Below are 16,254 nucleotides of genomic sequence, written 5' to 3' on the forward strand. Positions count from 1 at the left end.
AGCATGCAAGTCAAGTTTCATATAAACAAAAAATCTCAGCATATGTTGATAAAGGAAGCAAAGTAAAGAGATATGGCACAATAATCCATATCTCTTTTCCTTTATCCGATAATTTGTTGCACAATTTTAACTGTAGCCATGGCATCTACACCATAATAGTCAGCATGAATCTCATCTGCGATTTCTTGCGTTAAGACTGCCCCACCAACCATTATTGGACAAACCTCATCATATTGACGTAAGGCTTCAATGGTTTTCTTCATCGAAACAACAGTTGTTGTCATCAGTGCAGATAATCCAATTGCTTTTGGTTTATATTTCAAAAATGCATCAACCACACTTTGCACTGGAACATTTTTTCCTAAATCGATGACTTCATAGCCATACGATTCCAATACAACTTTCACAATATTCTTACCAATATCATGAATATCACCTTCCACTGTAGCCATTATAATAGGCCCTTTTTTTGTTGCTGAGCTTCCTTGCATTCTACTTTGGAGTACTTCAAAAGCTACTTTCGTTGTTTCTGCTGATTGAATGAGTTGTGGCAAGAAAATCTTTCCACTTTCATAATCATCACCTACTTGATTTAAAGCAGGAATAACAATATCTTGGACGATATCGAGTGGTTGTTTAGTTTCTAATTCTTGTGTAGCTAATGTATGCACTTCATCTTTTAAGCCGCGTATTATTGCATCATATAGTGACATTTGATCAAAACTTTGTGTTGTATTTGTATGATGTTGAACTACTTTCTTTTCTACAGTCACATTTGCTTGATGTGCAATGTACTTTGTACTATCCACATCTTGATTAGTGATTACATTGAATGCGTCAATAGTTGACATCAATTCAAAATCCAGTGGATTGATAATTGGCAAATCTAGGCCTGCTTGCATCGCCATCGTAAGGAATGTACGGTTTAGTAATGGACGATTAGGCAAACCAAAAGATACATTACTTACACCTAGTACCGTATGATGTCCAAGTTCTTTTACCATTTGTAGAGCTCGTAGTGTTTCTTGCACTTCTTTTTGTTGAGCACTTGCAGTTAAAGTTAAACAATCAATAATTACATCTTTAGGATGAATTCCATAAGCTTCTGCTTGTTTTATCATATCCTTAGCGAGTTGAACTCGTTCACTAGCTAATAGTGGAATTTGATCAGCAAGAGTTAAACCAATAACTACTCCACCATACTTCTTAGCAATCGGTAGTATATTATGCATTACTTCTGGTTTAGCATTAATCGAGTTAATTAATGGTCGTCCATTGTAATATCGACATGCTTTTTCTAGCGCTTCGGGTGAAGAACTATCCATCTGTAGTGGTAAATTGATCACTTCTTGAATCATTTTCACCACTTTTGTCATGACTTGGCTTTCATCGATACCTGGCACACCAACATTCACATCAAGAATATCTGCACCAGCTTCTTGTTGGTGAATGGCTTCACGTAATACTTCATCATATTTTTCATCAAGTAGTGCTTGTTTTAACTTTTTCTTTCCCGTAGGGTTCAAACGTTCTCCACATACAATTACCTGATTTTCAAAAGTAACAGTTTTACTACCACTGGATACTCTTGTTTTCTTCTTAGCAGGTGTAAAGTGCAATCCTAACTCACTTGCTTTTTTTGCTTCTTGAATAAATGCAGGTGTTGTTCCACAACAACCACCAATGATACTGACTCCCATTTCTACAAACCTATGGGCATACATTGCATATTCTTCACTTGTTAAATGATAATGTGTTTCTCCATGTTCTAAACATGGTAAACCAGCATTTGGTTGTACAATCATTGGAATTCTAGCAACAGCTAAAATTTCTTCGACAATCGGTAATAGTTCTTTAGGACCAAGTGAGCAGTTTACACCAAGTACATCTGCACCCAAACCTTCAACGACATTCACAAATGTCAATGGGTCTGTTCCAGTTAATGAACGTCCATTTGCTTCAAAAGTCATTGATACAATAATTGGTAAATCACAGGTTTCCTTAATTGCGAGTATTGCTGCTTTGACTTCATAAATATCCGTCATTGTTTCCACAATAAATGCATCTACTTTATCTTTAGCAAACTCTACTTGCACTTTGAATTGTTCGTAGGCTTCATCAAATGATAATGTTCCCATTGGTTCTAACAATTGTCCAATCGGTCCCATATCATAGGCGATATATACTTCACGATCTACACCTATCTTTGCTTGATTTGCATTATCAATTGCATGTGTAATCAAATCTTCTAATTCATACAAGCTGTCTGCCATCTTATAAGGCGAACAACCAAATGTATTTGTACTAATAAAATCAGCACCTGCATCTAGGTATGACTTGTGAATACGAATCATATCCTCTTTACGGGTGATATTATATTCTTCAGGAATGTCTCCAGCTTTTAAGCCAATGTTTTGTAGTTGGGTACCCATCGCCCCATCAAAAACGAGAACTCGTTTCTTTAACTGTTCTAGTAACATGTGCTCCCCCTTTTTAAATACTCGCAGTGTTCTTTTTGTGTACAACTTTTGCACGACTTCTTTTGTTTATCCATATGTAAACCCACAAATCCAGTCATGCTTTTCATTGGCACAAATAAACTGGATGCATCTAATGAAACCCCAATCTTTTTATGCAAATTCATGAGCTTGCATAACTGTTGATTTAATTCTAATGGTATATCACCATATCCAGGTGCATAGCGAAAACTATGATTTTTACCAAACACTTCATCTTCATATGCATCGCAACAAGCTTCCACATAAGCGGAAGCAACTGCATCAAAGACTACAGCTTTTTGCATATCAAGAGAGTGATAATATCGAGTTCTACTATCGATTTCACTTCCTAAAGTACAAGCGATAATTGCAATTTCTTTACATGAACCTAATGCTTCAATTAAATCATTTGAATCTACGCGTAAATCAAAAGCAGTTAAAATAAAAGGTGCTTGTAACTTACTAATCACATACGTTGCTTTAAAATGTGAAAGTTCTTTAACTTCTTTCTCGCATGTATCTAATAGTTCAAGAAATGAATCACTCAATTCCTGATTACTATATCCTAAGTATTTTAATGCAGTTTGTTTAATCATAATGATAAAAATCTTTCAGGATATTTGGAATTTGCGCAAAGATACTTTTGGCAATTTCTGGTCGATTCATTGTATAAATATGAAGTCCATCTACACCATTCGCAATTAAGTCGATTATTTGATTTACAGCAAAACTAATCCCCACTTCTTGCATTGCATCATCGTTGTAATAGTATTTTTCAATTCGTGTAGATAATTCAAAAGGTACAGTACATCCACACATTCTTGTTGTTCGCAAAAGCTGTTTTGCATTTAATGCTGGCATAATTCCTGCTAGAATTGGCACATCAATACCAATTTTACGTGCTTCACGTACTAAACGATAGTAATAGTTATTGTCATAAAAAATCTGTGTAATTACAAACTTTGCACCTGCATCTACTTTTGCCTTCAATGCTTTTAAATCATTTTCAAAACAATCAGCTTCTTGATGCACTTCAGGATAACAAGCACCAGCCAAACAAAAATCATTTGGAAATGTTTCTTGAATGTGTTTAATCAAATCTGTAGCATATGAAAACTGTTTTGGACATACAACACGATCATCTAAAGGCATATCTCCACGTAATGCCAATATATTATCTACATTACTTTCTTTAAGTTTCATACAAAAATCATTTACATCTTCTTTTGTTGAAACGATACTTGTAAGATGTGCCATCGGTTCAATTCCATATGTATTTTTAATCACATCTGCAATTTCTAAAGTTTTACCAATAGTAGATCCACCTGAACCATAGGTTACAGAAATAAAATCTGGATCCAAATCTTTCAGTGCTTCAACCGTTTGATAAATACTTGAAATATCTCCACTTTTATTCTTTGGTGGAAAGATTTCAAATGATAATGTTTTCTTCTTTTTTAATATTTGATCGATATGCATAATGTGTCCCCCTATTACAATTTTGTTTATTATAGCATAAACACTTCTAAATATATTTATAAAAACAAAGAAAAACACCAGACCAAAATCTGATGTTTTCTTCAATTCATCCATACATATATAGCTGTTGTACATATCGGACTACTTCTTATTGTTATTGCTTACTACCTTTTTTGATAAAATATGTGCTAAGCATAATTCCACTTACTAACATAAGTAATACAAGTACATATGTTTGTGTATGATCCATCGTATCTACAGCAGCATGAACCGTACTACTATTTTCTGGTTTTGTTTTTGTATCTTCTGTTGGTTTTTCTGGTGTTTCTGGTTGTTTGATTTCTTCATCTATTTTCTTTGTCTTTTTAATTGTATAACTATCGAACACATCTAGTGAATCTGTACGGTATGATTCCATAGTAAAGGTATCTTCCGTAAATGAAAGATGCATAAATACTGGAACTTTATATTGTGCTGAAAATGCAAGATATTCATATCCACCAGCAACTAAATCATAGTACTTTGATCCAGTTGATGAACTTGTTGTTAGATAGAGTGTTCCTTCTGGGTCTTGCACTTGTGTTTGTCCAACATACTCTTCCATAACTTCGAATTCTTTCATGAATTCACTTCTTGCATAACAGTGATCATGCCCCATTAAAACAACATCAATTTCGTGTCGATCAAAAGCAGGTACAAGTGTTTCTCTGCGCAGTGGTACATCTTTATTTGTCGATTGTTTTCCAGCTGCATAGATGGAATTATGGAACATGACAACTTTCCAATCAAATGTTTCATCCTTAGTTTCTTCCATTACCGCATCCATGAAAGCAACGTGTTCTAAATCATTTGCTGAACTTGTATTCAGAACCATATACAGTACATTTCCATATACGAAATAGTAATCACTATTCGCTACTGTTTTTCCATAAGACGAAGCATTTGGTTCATTGAAATGTGAACCATAATTAGATGCAAGATCATGATTTCCTACAGCAGTTGCTGTTGGTAGTGTTTGCAGGATTTCTGTTGAAAAATATCCATCATACTCCCCTTCTTTTGTTGCTACATCAACAAAATCTCCTGTATTAATAATGAAACTAAGATTTGGAAATAATGAGGTAGCTTTAGTTAATGTATCATTCCAAGCATGTTTATCAGTCAATACTGTACCTGTTCCGATTTGAGGATCTGATACAAATAAAACCTCATATCCACTTTGTATATCTTTTGTTTGCAGCTTATACACTTTTGAAAAGCCTTCATCATTTCCTACACGATAGACGTAATTCTTTTCAGGTTCAATTGTTGTATAGACTGCTTTATTTGAGTAATAATGTTGATTTGTAAATTTGGTATACGCTAATGTTGGACTACTAGCCGCAATAGATGTCGCACGCTCTAATGGGAATGTAGCATTTGGATCATCACCTTCAGCGATTTGTAAATATCCCTGTTCATTTGAACGTGAATACCATGCAACATTTAGTTCATTCTCAGATGCACCTGTGTTTAATGCAACACTTTTTATCGCATCGCTTTCTGGCAAGATATCTGTTGCTGGATTTAGACGAAATGACAACAACTCAAAATATGCATCTGTATCATTTTCATCACTTGTATGTAGTTCAACCGCTATGGTTATATCGCGGTAACGATTCCCATCAGCATCCACATGATATACCGTGTTTTCTTCATCTACGACTTTTTGGTTTTCTCGTTCGGTACCATCTACATATTGATACTCACCTGCAATTCCACCATTTTTAAAGCTTGTTGTATCTTCAATTAGAAATGCTTCTTCCTTATAGCCATCAACAACTTTATCCTGACAACCATATGAAAGATTTGTTTTATAGTTTGAAGTAGGTATATTAAACCATGAGTCTACTGGTTTTCCATTAATGTACATAATCATCGCATCATTGTAGCGCACTGTACCACTAATAGCGTACACCTCATTTGCTAAATCTTCACGAATACGAAATGTATGACGGAAGAAATATGTCGAACCAACAAGTTCACCTTCTCTTTTTTCTAGAATTTGTCCGTTAGTAGAAGCATCCGTCGAAAAAAGCGATCCTTGAAAGTCTTTCCATCCATCTTCTTCAAATTGTAAATAGACTTCTCCATCCCAATCATGCCATGTTGTAGGATAACTCCATCCATTTCTTTTATTCCAACTTTCAAACCATGTCCCGGTATTTGGATCACTAAAATCATCCAAGTATTTCCATTGCATATCATTCGTTACTAACTCTAAATTATCAACTGACGTAATTGTTGATTCTGCTGCACTCACTTTTGATTGTTCTGCATTTAAAACAAGTGAGCCGCTAGCTAATAATACAAAAGCGATAATACTAATCCCTATTTTCTTAAACATTTGTTTCTCCTTTATTTTTATGAATCTCCCCGAATTTTCTTCCCCTAAAGAGTTCACCCAAAAGAAGTTTTTATGTAGTAATCGTTTTTTGATCTTTTTTCGTGATTGTTTGTAGTGTGAATTGTAGTACTGGACCAATGCATATAATTCCACAAATAGGACCTAAGCCAACCGTTCCACCAAGCAGAAAACCAATCACACATAAGATTACATCACATCCACTTTTACTTAACCAAATTGGAATTCCTAGTTTATTGGATAGTCCACCAATGATTGCATCATAACTCGACCGTCCCATATTGGCACTCACATAAACACCTAAGCCAATCCCAATACAAACAATACCGAGTCCCATTGCTACAAGATGTGGCAAGGCATATAACGTTTGCCAACCATATAGAATGGTTGCATCTAGTGTTATTGAAGCAATCACAGGTGATGCAATGGTTCCGATCCCTAATTGATCACGATAGAAAACAAATGCGAGTGGTATCCAAATAAAGTAGAATAAAACTGTCGCATTTCCAATACTCGTACCAATTAAGATACTTACACCTTCTGAGAACACAGAAATTGCATCTCCGCCTTGGGTAGAACATATCGCAAGTGCAATTCCAAAACCTAAGATAATTGAACCTACAATCATACGTATAATACGTCTACCTACATATTCATCATTCATGATTTACACCTTCAGTTTTCTGTAAGTGCTTTATATTTTTATATTTCATATTTCCTCCAATGAATTAGGTCACGACATAACTAATTCTTTTATTGTTTTGATGTCGCAGTTTTAAAAAAAGCCAGCTAGAAAACCTAGCTAGCTTTTCTAAGTTACCTTTTGGTATACTTATGAAATTTCAAACTATATCGGTCTTGTTTGAATCTTTTATTCATTTTATTCTACGTACGTTGTGTCACCGATAACATCAACTGTGTACTTTCCATCTTTGTATTTCAGTACAGTAACACTGCAGTTTGCAATTTTTTCACCATTATACTCACCTGGTGCGATCGCTTCTAAAATTAGTGGAATAATTCCTCCTGATGAGACAATCAGTACATTACTTCCATCATCTCCAACCGACTCCATCATTAATTCCATTGCTTTTGCTCCACGTTCTTTAACTTGTTGTGCAGTTTCTGCAGTTTGTGAAGGGTCAACCTCTGCAATCTTACTTGCTAGTTCTTCTGCAGTCATCGTTTCTTGAATAAAATCCCAAAGTGCATCACTTTCCGTAGGGTATTCTACGCCAAGCGTTTCTACTACTGCTAGATTCATTGTGTCATTTGATCCACCTTCAAAGCTACCATAATTCTTCTCTCTAAATTCTAAAAGTTCAGTAATCGATGGAATCTCGTTTTTATTCTCAGACAAAATATACTGTGCAGTACTTCTTTGTCTACCTAAATCACTTGAGAAGGCATGACTAAATGCAACATCTTTTAATCCAACACCTACTTTTTTAGCTTGTTCTACTCCAACATCAGTAAGCGGAGAATCACTCCATCCTTGTACTTGATTGTTTGTATTAAACCAAGTTTTTCCATGTCGAACTAAATAAATTGTAATTTCTTTTGATTCTTTCTTTTCTGCTTCTTCTTTATTTGCGCTTGTATTACATGCAGCCATTCCTACAAGTAATACAAGACTTAGTATCACTTTACATATTTTTTTCATATTCCCTCATGTATTAGATCAAATCTAATTTTTTATTATTTACGATCTGTTTTAATCTAAATCTGTTCCATCTGAAGCAATGACTTTTTTATACCAATAGAATGAATCTTTACGAATTCGTTTACATTCTTTTGGATCTTCATCTGTACGATCTACATAAATCAAACCATAGCGTTTTTTATATCCGTTACTTGTTGATAATAGATCTAATGCTGACCATGGCATGTATCCAAGCACTTCTACACCTTTATCCATTGCACGTTTTGTTGCTTGAATATGTGCTCTTAAGTAGTCAATACGGTAATCATCATGAATCTTTCCATCTTCAGTTAAATCATCATATGCTCCAAGTCCATTTTCGGTAATCATAAATGGTACTTTGTATCTTGTGTATAAATCACGGTATACATATTCAAGTCCAATTGGATCAATCGCCCAATCCCATGCAGTTGTATCTAATTCTGGGTTTGGACACATTTGGTAGAACCCTGGATGTGTTTCAAATCCTGACATATCCCCTTTTTTCCCTGTTAGGTTATATCCAGACCATGAACGTTCTGCACCTTCTGGACATGCATGTGCACATTGTGAATCATAGTAGTTAATGGCAAAGAAATCCGAGATGTTTGCTCTAAACAATTCTTCATCTCCTTCTTCAATAACAGGAGCCAGTCCATTTTCTTGAAGATATGTTAGCGGAGCCACTGTATAATATCCTTTAAAATAAACGTCTAAGTAGTATGAGTTACGTAAATCATTTGCATTCAATGCAGCAATTTGATCTTCCGGCTTACATGTTCTTGCATAAATTGGTGAATATCCAAGTGCTGGACCTGCAAGTGCTCCAACTTCATGCGCGTATTTTACTGCAATCGCTTGACATAAATTCATATGGTGATTAATTTGATAGCGCAATTGATTTTGATTTTGGTACTCCTCTGGCACATAACATTTTTGTGTCCAGTATTGAACAATAATACTTTGCTCGTTAATTGTTACCCAATATTTAATGTCATCTTTGAATTCATTAATAATGAATTTTGCATAAATTTCAAAATCTTTAACTACTTCCCTAGATAACCAACCATTGTACTTTTCAACAAGTGCCCATGGCAAATCATAATGATATAGCGTTGGAATTGGTTCAATTCCGTTATCTTTACACTCTTTAATTAGATTGCGATAGAAATCGACTCCTGCTTGATTGACTTCATCTCCTCCATTTGGAAAAATACGAGTCCAAGCAATGGAAAAACGATAACTTGTAAATCCCATTTCTTTAAACAATGCGATATCTTCTTTATATTTATGATAATGGTCACTAGCAATACTAGCATCCGCAAAACCATATGCTTTATGTCTTTCTGTATTAATCACATCTTGTTGTGAAAGGCCTTTACCGTCCTCATTTGCTGCACCTTCTACTTGATATGCACTCGTTGCAGCTCCCCAAAGAAAATCTTTAGGAAATCCTTCTAATTTACTCATTTATATTGCCTCCATGTTTCTTAATTTTTGCAGCATTTGTGATACATCACTTCAAACATATCAATCATTTCATTAGCCATATTGTTTTCACTCATGATGGTCATCAATGTATCTTGTGCGTGGTTAAATAATAAGCTTGGTTCATATACCATTCCACGTGTTTCGTTTTGAATCACTTCCGTTTGGCTTTGATGTGCCAAGCGGATACATTCCTTTGCTTCAACTAGACTTTTTCTTGCTGCTTCAAAATCTAATTCTTTCCCATGTTTCAATGCTTCTTGAATTCTGATACGTGCATCTCCTGCATGTAAAATAATCTGCATTGCAACACTGATTAATTCATTTTCTTTCATTTGTTCACTCATACCCTATGCCCTTCTTCCATTAAATGTTTGCTTTTTCTGTCACTGCCTCTGCTGTTTCAGCCGCAATACATTGTTTTTCATATACTTTGTAGAATGGATACCATGTTAATCCATAAATCACACATAATACGACATACCAGATAATTGCACGTAAATCTCCATTTGTTACTAAGACAGAGTTGATTGGTGCTGGTACTTGTGCAATTTGCATTAATTGATCAGGAATATTTAGTAATCCACTACTCATCGCAAACCAAATCACAATTGGTCCAGTAATTGAGTTAATCCACATTGGCAACATCAATAATGGGTTAAATACAATTGGTGCTCCAAACACAAGTGGTTCATTAATGTTGAATAATGAAGGTCCAATACAAATGCGACCCATTGTTTTTAGTTTCTTTGATTTTGAGAATAACATGAAGAAGTTAAGCATTAACGTTGCTCCAGTTCCTCCCATCATAATAAGTGCTAATGTATATACTGTTTCGTTAGTTACGATGTTTGTTGCTGCACCACCAGCTGCAACAGCTGCAATATTTGCATTGATTCCAGCCATGAAAATTGGTGTTTGTACTGCTGAGAATAGCCATGTTGAAATCCCCATTGTATAGAAGAATGCAGGCACAAATACCAATAGAATAAGTCCTGGTAATGTTTGTCCAAATACTTGCAACGGTAAGAAGAAATCTTCTAACGCTTGATATACATCAATTTGAAGTACAACTGTTAAAATCATTCCCAATCCCAATGTTGCAATAATAGGAATTACTGTATTGATCCATTCAGATACGAAATCTGGTAATGTTACATTATTCTCTAATACATGTAGTTTTGCATATAAATTAAATACGATAGCTACAACATTTCCTGAAACCATCCCAGTTAGAATACTTGATGGTCCCAAACGATCCATTAGGTTTGTTCCTTCTGGAGCTGCTGCTGTACAAAACATAAACATTAAACAAACAGATACAATCCCAACATTTACACTATAATGTGATAAATCTTTTTTCTCCATTAATTGATATCCCATCATAAATGCTGTAATCATACCAATTAAGAAGAAACTGTATGTTGATATTGGACCTAAGTCTGGTAAGAAGTCCAGATATCCTTTAAATACGTTGTAGAAGAAAATTACCGATCCTGTAAGAATAAACGGTAAAATCTTTTGCATTGCGCTTGAAATCCCACTAATCCATGGTTTACTAAATAGTTTATTAGCTGCTGGTGCAAATGAATTTGCTAACCAATCCATAAATTTTTTCATTTTCTAATTCTCCTTTTAAACTTTTCTTAAGTTTCTTTTATCTCTTACAATCGTATTTGTGCTATACTTTCGCAAAGAGATATTCGCGTGTCTCTTGGAGTTAAGCTATCGCTTAGCTCTTTTTATTTTTATTCAATTGTTTGTATTGCTAAATCTAACAATGCTTCCCCATTCAAACCTGCATAAATATCTTGTGGAATTACGACTACAGGAATATTATATGGTGCTGCCATTTGTTCGAAGTTTTCTAATCGTGATGCGTAATGTGGTCCAACAAATAAGATATCGATGGATTTAAGATATGCACCTACTTCACTTTCCGCTCTTGCATCAACTGTAGCTGCAATTTTTCTTTTCTTTGCTGCTTGTCGTGTCTTTTGTGCTAGAAACCCACTCGACATACCTGCACCACAGCATAACAATACTTTCATTTCATTCATGATGTTCACCTCCTTGTGCTTTTGTCACCCTCATTATCTAAAAATTGATTTTTTTGTTCAACTTAACTTTTGCACCACCTAGTGCAAATCATGTTATGCAAACACATAAAGCACACCATAGTTCTTTGTTTTTGTGTATATTTTGGTTTTATACAGGAATCGTGAAGTGTATATGTTATGATGAAATTACAAATTTGCACCACCTGGTGCAAATAACGGATTGATGTAGAAACTAAAGATTTCTATAATAAAGTAAAGGAAACCACGAGGGGACATAATGAATAAAAAATATGTAGATGTAATTGAACTTCTTTATAATAAAAACACTTCAGTTACCAGCAAAGAAATCGCAAATAGTCTAGGTATTTCTGTGCGTACCGTAAAAAATTATGTAAGTGCAATTAACCTTGAACATGGTGAGTCACTCATTTATTCTTCAAATAATGGGTATCAAATCAATCGAAGTTCATGTGCTAAATACTTAGAAAAGGATACGTCCTATATACCGCAAACTAGTGAAGAGCGTTCTTTTGAAATTATTAAACGTATTTTAATCGAACATTGTCTACAACTTAATATTTATGATCTATCGGAAGATTTATTTGTAAGTTATTCGACAATTAAAAAAGATATCTCTCGAATGAATCATACATTCTCTAATTTTCATGTGGAATTTGTGATTGTAAATGATGCAATTCAAATTATTGGAAAAGAGAAAAACAAACGAAAATTAGTAAGTTATGTACTTTATGAAGAAACAAATAAGAATTTTATGAATGCGGAGATTATCTCTAATAGTTTTGATACTTTACCAATTGAGCGTATCAACCACATCATTGTCTCGACCTTCGAAAAGTATAATTATTACATCAATGACTTTTCTCGTGTAAACTTACTTTTGCATTTTGCAATTATTATTGATCGAATTTTATCTGGTCACTCTATGGATGTACAAAATGAGAGTTTTCAAATTGATGATGAAAATGAGCGTTCTTTAGTCAATGAACTATGTCATACCTTTGAAAACGAATTCCACATATCTTTCGAGACTAGTGAAAGATATGAAGTCTATATGTTATTTAAAACCAATGCAAACTACTCACTTCCAACAAATGATGAGACATTGCATAAAATTATCGGATTGGATATTTTGTCACTTGCAAAACGCATTGTTGAGAAAATTAATGACTATTACTTTATCAACTTAGATAATGAAAACTTTGTTACACCGTTTGCATTGCATCTTAAGAATTTAATTTTACGTGCATCGAATAAGCAATACACAAAAAATCCAATGGCTGAAAGCATTAAAAGTAGTTGTCCAACAGTATATGATATTGCAATCTTGATGGCAGTAGAAATTCAAAACCAATTCCATGTAGATATTAATGAAGACGAAATTGCCTTTCTAGCCTTACATGTTGGTGCAGAAATTGAGCGACAAAAAGTAAATGATTCCAAATTAAAAGTTATTCTAATTTGTCCAAACTATATGAAAATTGCAGGCCAACTATACAATGATTTACTTATTAGTTTTGGAAATCAAATTGATATCGTAAAAACAATCAATGCTGAAGAAGAACTTCATAAATATAGTTTTGATATGTGTATTACTGTTGTAAAAATTAATGCACCTATTTGGCAAGAAGTTGTCCTTATTCCACCATTTATTAAACAACCAGAGAAAAATGACATTTATGCGGCAATCCACAAAGTGCAAATTGATAAGCAAAACCGGATTTTAAAAAATGAATTTCATCGCTTTTTCTCTAAAGACTTATTCTTGGTTGATCCCGAATTCAAAGATAAAAATGAACTCATCAACATTATGAGTGATGCATTAATTGAACTGAATTATGTACCAGAAGATTATACTGAAAAGATCTTCGCAAGAGAAAATGCTGCTTCTACCATTTTTGGTAACATTGCAATTCCACATGCAATGAAAATGGAAGCATTTAAAACCTGTGTTTATGTTTGTGTTTCAAAAAAAGGAATTGATTGGGGTACACAAAAAGCAAATGTAATCTTACTTATTGCAATCAATAAAACAGACTCAAGAATATTCCATGAGCTTTATGAAGCACTTATTGGTTTATTCAGTCGTGAGGAAGTTGTCAATCTCGCAAAGAATTGCACAACCTTCGAAGAATTTGAAAAACTAATTTATGAACAAATCAATATGTAAAGGAAGTAGTTATGAAAGATCAAAAATATATATTTATCGATATTGATGGAACGCTTTTCCATCAAAGTGTGGGAATCCCACAAACTGCAAAAAGCGCGATAGAAATCGCTCATAAACATGGACACCAATTATTTATTTGTACTGGACGCCCATTACAGGAAGTTGATGAAACATTTCGTCAACTTCCTTTTAAGGGAATCATCGCATCAAGTGGGTCTATTATCGAAGTAGATAACGAAATACTTCAAGTCCATACCATTGATGAAGCCGATGCGAAACAAATGATTGCATCAATTGAAGCAATGCAAATAAGTTACAAAGTAGATACACCAAACTTCTGCTTTATGGATCCCTTTGTCTTTGATAATTTCAAAACGATGTTATTACATGAATTATCATGTGATGAAGATGAAGTATTAGCGTATATGGAGCGTACGGGTATGGTTTTACTAGATCAAATGACATCTGATGATATGAAAGAAATTACCAATATTACGGTGTTTAGTGATGATGTAAAGTCATTAGAAGTAATACAAGCTAACTATACCGAGCAATATCATATTGTAAAACAAGTGATGCCAAATTTATCACTACATACATTAGAAATTAATCAAAAGGATATTAGTAAAGCACATGCCATTGCCTATATACTTGAAACCTACAAAGCAAACCAAAAAGATACGATTGCATTTGGTGATAGTATGAATGATGTAGAGATGATTTCCTATTGTGCAATTGGCGTTGCCATGGGTAATGCACATGAACACGTAAAAAGTATAAGCAACTATATCACAAATGATGTATGTGAGAATGGACTTGCAAATGCCTTTATTAATTTAAATCTAATATAATTCCTATTATGTCCATTTAATGCAAGTATCTTACAAATCACAAAAAGAAGAATCTGAGCTATAAAAACTCAAGATTCTTCTTTTTTACTTATGTTCTTCAATTGCTTTCAATGCTTTTTCCAATGTTGCTTTTCCATTCATCATTCCATAATCTTGCATATCGATCATTTTAACTGGAAGTTCAGGAAATTGTTTTTCTAATGCAGCTAAACGGTAACGGATCTGTGGTCCAAGTAGTATGATTTGCGCATCATCTACTTTACGAACTGCTTCGGATTCACCGATTGCCCAAATATGAATATCTAAACCTTTTTCTTTTCCTGCTGCTTCCATATTACGTGCTAACATACTTGATGACATTCCACCAGCACATATCAATACAATTTTTATCATATAAATTATTCCTTCCCTTTTGGTAAACTGATGTGATCAAGAATCCCTTGTATATGTGCAATGGTAATTCCATAGTTCGTAATTGGAATTCCTGCTTCACTTGCTTTTTTGATTCTTGAAAGCACATACTTACGATTAAACATACATGCTCCACAGTGAATAATCAAGTCATAATTTGACAGATCATCTGGAAAATCATTTCCTGAGACAATATCAATATGTAATGATTCACCAAACCGTTGTTTTAGCATACGTGGGATTTTTACACGTCCAATATCTTCTGTAAGTGGTGCATGCGTACATGCCTCAGCAATTAATACTTTGCTGTTTGCATCCAGTAAATCAATTGCGTTTGCACCTTTCACATAACTTTCAATATCTCCTTTGTAATCTGCAAATAGTACCGAGAATGAAGTGAGTTTACTTTCTTTTGGTTTCATTTCATAGATTATTTTAAATACTTGCGAATCGCAAATAATAAGATCAGGAGCTTTTTGTAAGGAAGTTAACGTTTGTGCAAACATGTCTGTAGTACAGGATACAGCAATCGCTTTTTTATCAAGCAAATCACGTAGTGTTTGTACTTGTGGTAAGATAAGACGTCCTTTTGGTGCCTGAATATCTTGCGGCATAACAAGGACAACTACATCACCTTGTTTGACAAGTCCTTTTGTGATACTTTCTGGATCAAAAGCTTCAGGAATGTTACGTAGAATTGCTTCACGCACTTTTTCTATACCATCTTCTTTATTTGCATCTACCACAAGAATCATTTCATCAGAGAAACTACGAATTGCTAGTTCAATTGCACCAACATTTCCAATTCTCTTATCATTAATTAATAAAATGGTTTTCGTATTTTGTTCCTTGAAGAAATGATACCAAGCTTTTCCTTCTTCAATATCTTCATCTGCAAAGACAATAATTGCGATGTCACTTTTCAGTGAAGCAAGTCTTGTTTTTTCCATTCGTTTTTCACCTAGTTCAGTGATATCACCAAACCCAGCTGTATCAATAAAGACTACCGGACCAATCCCGTGTAATTCCATTGCTTTGTATACTGGGTCAGTTGTAGTTCCTTCTTGATCTGATACAATAGCTACACTTTGTTTGGTTAAACCATTCAGCAGTGTACTTTTTCCACTATTTACCTTCCCAAAGATTCCAATATGTAGACGATTTGCATGTGGTGTATTTTGTAAACTCATATTG

At 34.1% G+C, this 16,254-nt stretch carries 14 protein-coding genes; 2 read left to right on the forward strand and 12 right to left on the reverse strand.

Annotation, left to right across the window (positions count from 1 at the left end):
• Positions 1 to 101: 101 nt before the first annotated feature.
• From EDD63_RS00135 to EDD63_RS00180, 10 genes are all read right to left on the reverse strand, one after another.
• Positions 102 to 2,480 carry a homocysteine S-methyltransferase family protein gene (locus EDD63_RS00135; RefSeq protein WP_134167233.1) on the reverse strand — a complete coding sequence of 793 codons (2,379 nt, stop codon included), beginning with the start codon at positions 2,478 to 2,480 and terminating at the stop codon, positions 102 to 104.
• The gene (locus EDD63_RS00140; RefSeq protein ID WP_134167235.1) at positions 2,471 to 3,094 is read right to left on the reverse strand and encodes a vitamin B12 dependent-methionine synthase activation domain-containing protein; all 624 of its coding nucleotides are present in this window, start codon (positions 3,092 to 3,094) and stop codon (positions 2,471 to 2,473) included. Before EDD63_RS00140 ends, EDD63_RS00135 begins: the two co-directional genes overlap by 10 nt.
• A complete protein-coding gene (gene metF, locus EDD63_RS00145; RefSeq protein WP_134167237.1) occupies positions 3,087 to 3,977 on the reverse strand; it encodes a methylenetetrahydrofolate reductase [NAD(P)H] in 891 nt (296 codons plus the stop codon). Before metF ends, EDD63_RS00140 begins: the two co-directional genes overlap by 8 nt.
• Before the next feature lie 154 nt (positions 3,978 to 4,131).
• Entirely contained in the window at positions 4,132 to 6,363 is a 2,232-nt protein-coding gene (locus EDD63_RS00150; RefSeq protein WP_134167239.1) for a purple acid phosphatase family protein, read from the reverse strand.
• Positions 6,364 to 6,433: 70 nt separating this feature from the next.
• Entirely contained in the window at positions 6,434 to 7,045 is a 612-nt protein-coding gene (locus tag EDD63_RS00155; protein ID WP_134167241.1) for a YczE/YyaS/YitT family protein, read from the reverse strand.
• A gap of 216 nt (positions 7,046 to 7,261) precedes the next feature.
• Positions 7,262 to 8,044: a histidine phosphatase family protein gene (locus EDD63_RS00160; RefSeq protein ID WP_134167243.1), complete on the reverse strand. Its 783-nt coding sequence runs from the start codon at positions 8,042 to 8,044 to the stop codon at positions 7,262 to 7,264.
• 51 nt (positions 8,045 to 8,095) lie between these two features.
• Positions 8,096 to 9,532 carry a glycoside hydrolase family 1 protein gene (locus tag EDD63_RS00165; RefSeq protein WP_134167245.1) on the reverse strand — a complete coding sequence of 479 codons (1,437 nt, stop codon included), beginning with the start codon at positions 9,530 to 9,532 and terminating at the stop codon, positions 8,096 to 8,098.
• Positions 9,533 to 9,552: 20 nt separating this feature from the next.
• Positions 9,553 to 9,897: a PTS sugar transporter subunit IIA gene (locus tag EDD63_RS00170; protein WP_134167247.1), complete on the reverse strand. Its 345-nt coding sequence runs from the start codon at positions 9,895 to 9,897 to the stop codon at positions 9,553 to 9,555.
• Between the two features lie 19 nt (positions 9,898 to 9,916).
• Positions 9,917 to 11,170: a PTS sugar transporter subunit IIC gene (locus tag EDD63_RS00175; RefSeq protein WP_134167249.1), complete on the reverse strand. Its 1,254-nt coding sequence runs from the start codon at positions 11,168 to 11,170 to the stop codon at positions 9,917 to 9,919.
• A 128-nt stretch (positions 11,171 to 11,298) separates the two neighbouring features.
• A complete protein-coding gene (locus EDD63_RS00180; RefSeq protein WP_134167251.1) occupies positions 11,299 to 11,610 on the reverse strand; it encodes a PTS sugar transporter subunit IIB in 312 nt (103 codons plus the stop codon).
• Between the two features lie 277 nt (positions 11,611 to 11,887).
• Here EDD63_RS00180 and EDD63_RS00185 point away from each other — a divergent pair, with 277 nt between their 5' ends.
• Both EDD63_RS00185 and EDD63_RS00190 read left to right on the forward strand, forming a co-directional pair.
• A complete protein-coding gene (locus EDD63_RS00185) occupies positions 11,888 to 13,798 on the forward strand; it encodes a BglG family transcription antiterminator (protein ID WP_134167253.1) in 1,911 nt (636 codons plus the stop codon).
• Between the two features lie 11 nt (positions 13,799 to 13,809).
• On the forward strand, positions 13,810 to 14,649 hold the full coding sequence (locus tag EDD63_RS00190; RefSeq protein WP_134167255.1) for an HAD family hydrolase: 840 nt from the start codon (positions 13,810 to 13,812) through the stop codon (positions 14,647 to 14,649).
• Positions 14,650 to 14,733: 84 nt separating this feature from the next.
• Here EDD63_RS00190 and EDD63_RS00195 read toward each other — a convergent pair whose 3' ends face one another.
• Together EDD63_RS00195 and hydF are read right to left on the reverse strand one after the other, a co-directional pair.
• Complete coding sequence (locus EDD63_RS00195; protein WP_134167257.1) at positions 14,734 to 15,042, reverse strand: PTS sugar transporter subunit IIB; 309 nt, start codon at positions 15,040 to 15,042, stop codon at positions 14,734 to 14,736.
• Between the two features lie 5 nt (positions 15,043 to 15,047).
• Complete coding sequence (hydF, locus tag EDD63_RS00200; RefSeq protein ID WP_134167259.1) at positions 15,048 to 16,250, reverse strand: [FeFe] hydrogenase H-cluster maturation GTPase HydF; 1,203 nt, start codon at positions 16,248 to 16,250, stop codon at positions 15,048 to 15,050.
• Between the last annotated feature and the right edge of the window lie 4 nt (positions 16,251 to 16,254).

The organism is Breznakia blatticola (genome assembly GCF_004365815.1).
GTDB lineage: Bacteria > Bacillota_I > Bacilli_A > Erysipelotrichales > Erysipelotrichaceae > Breznakia > Breznakia blatticola.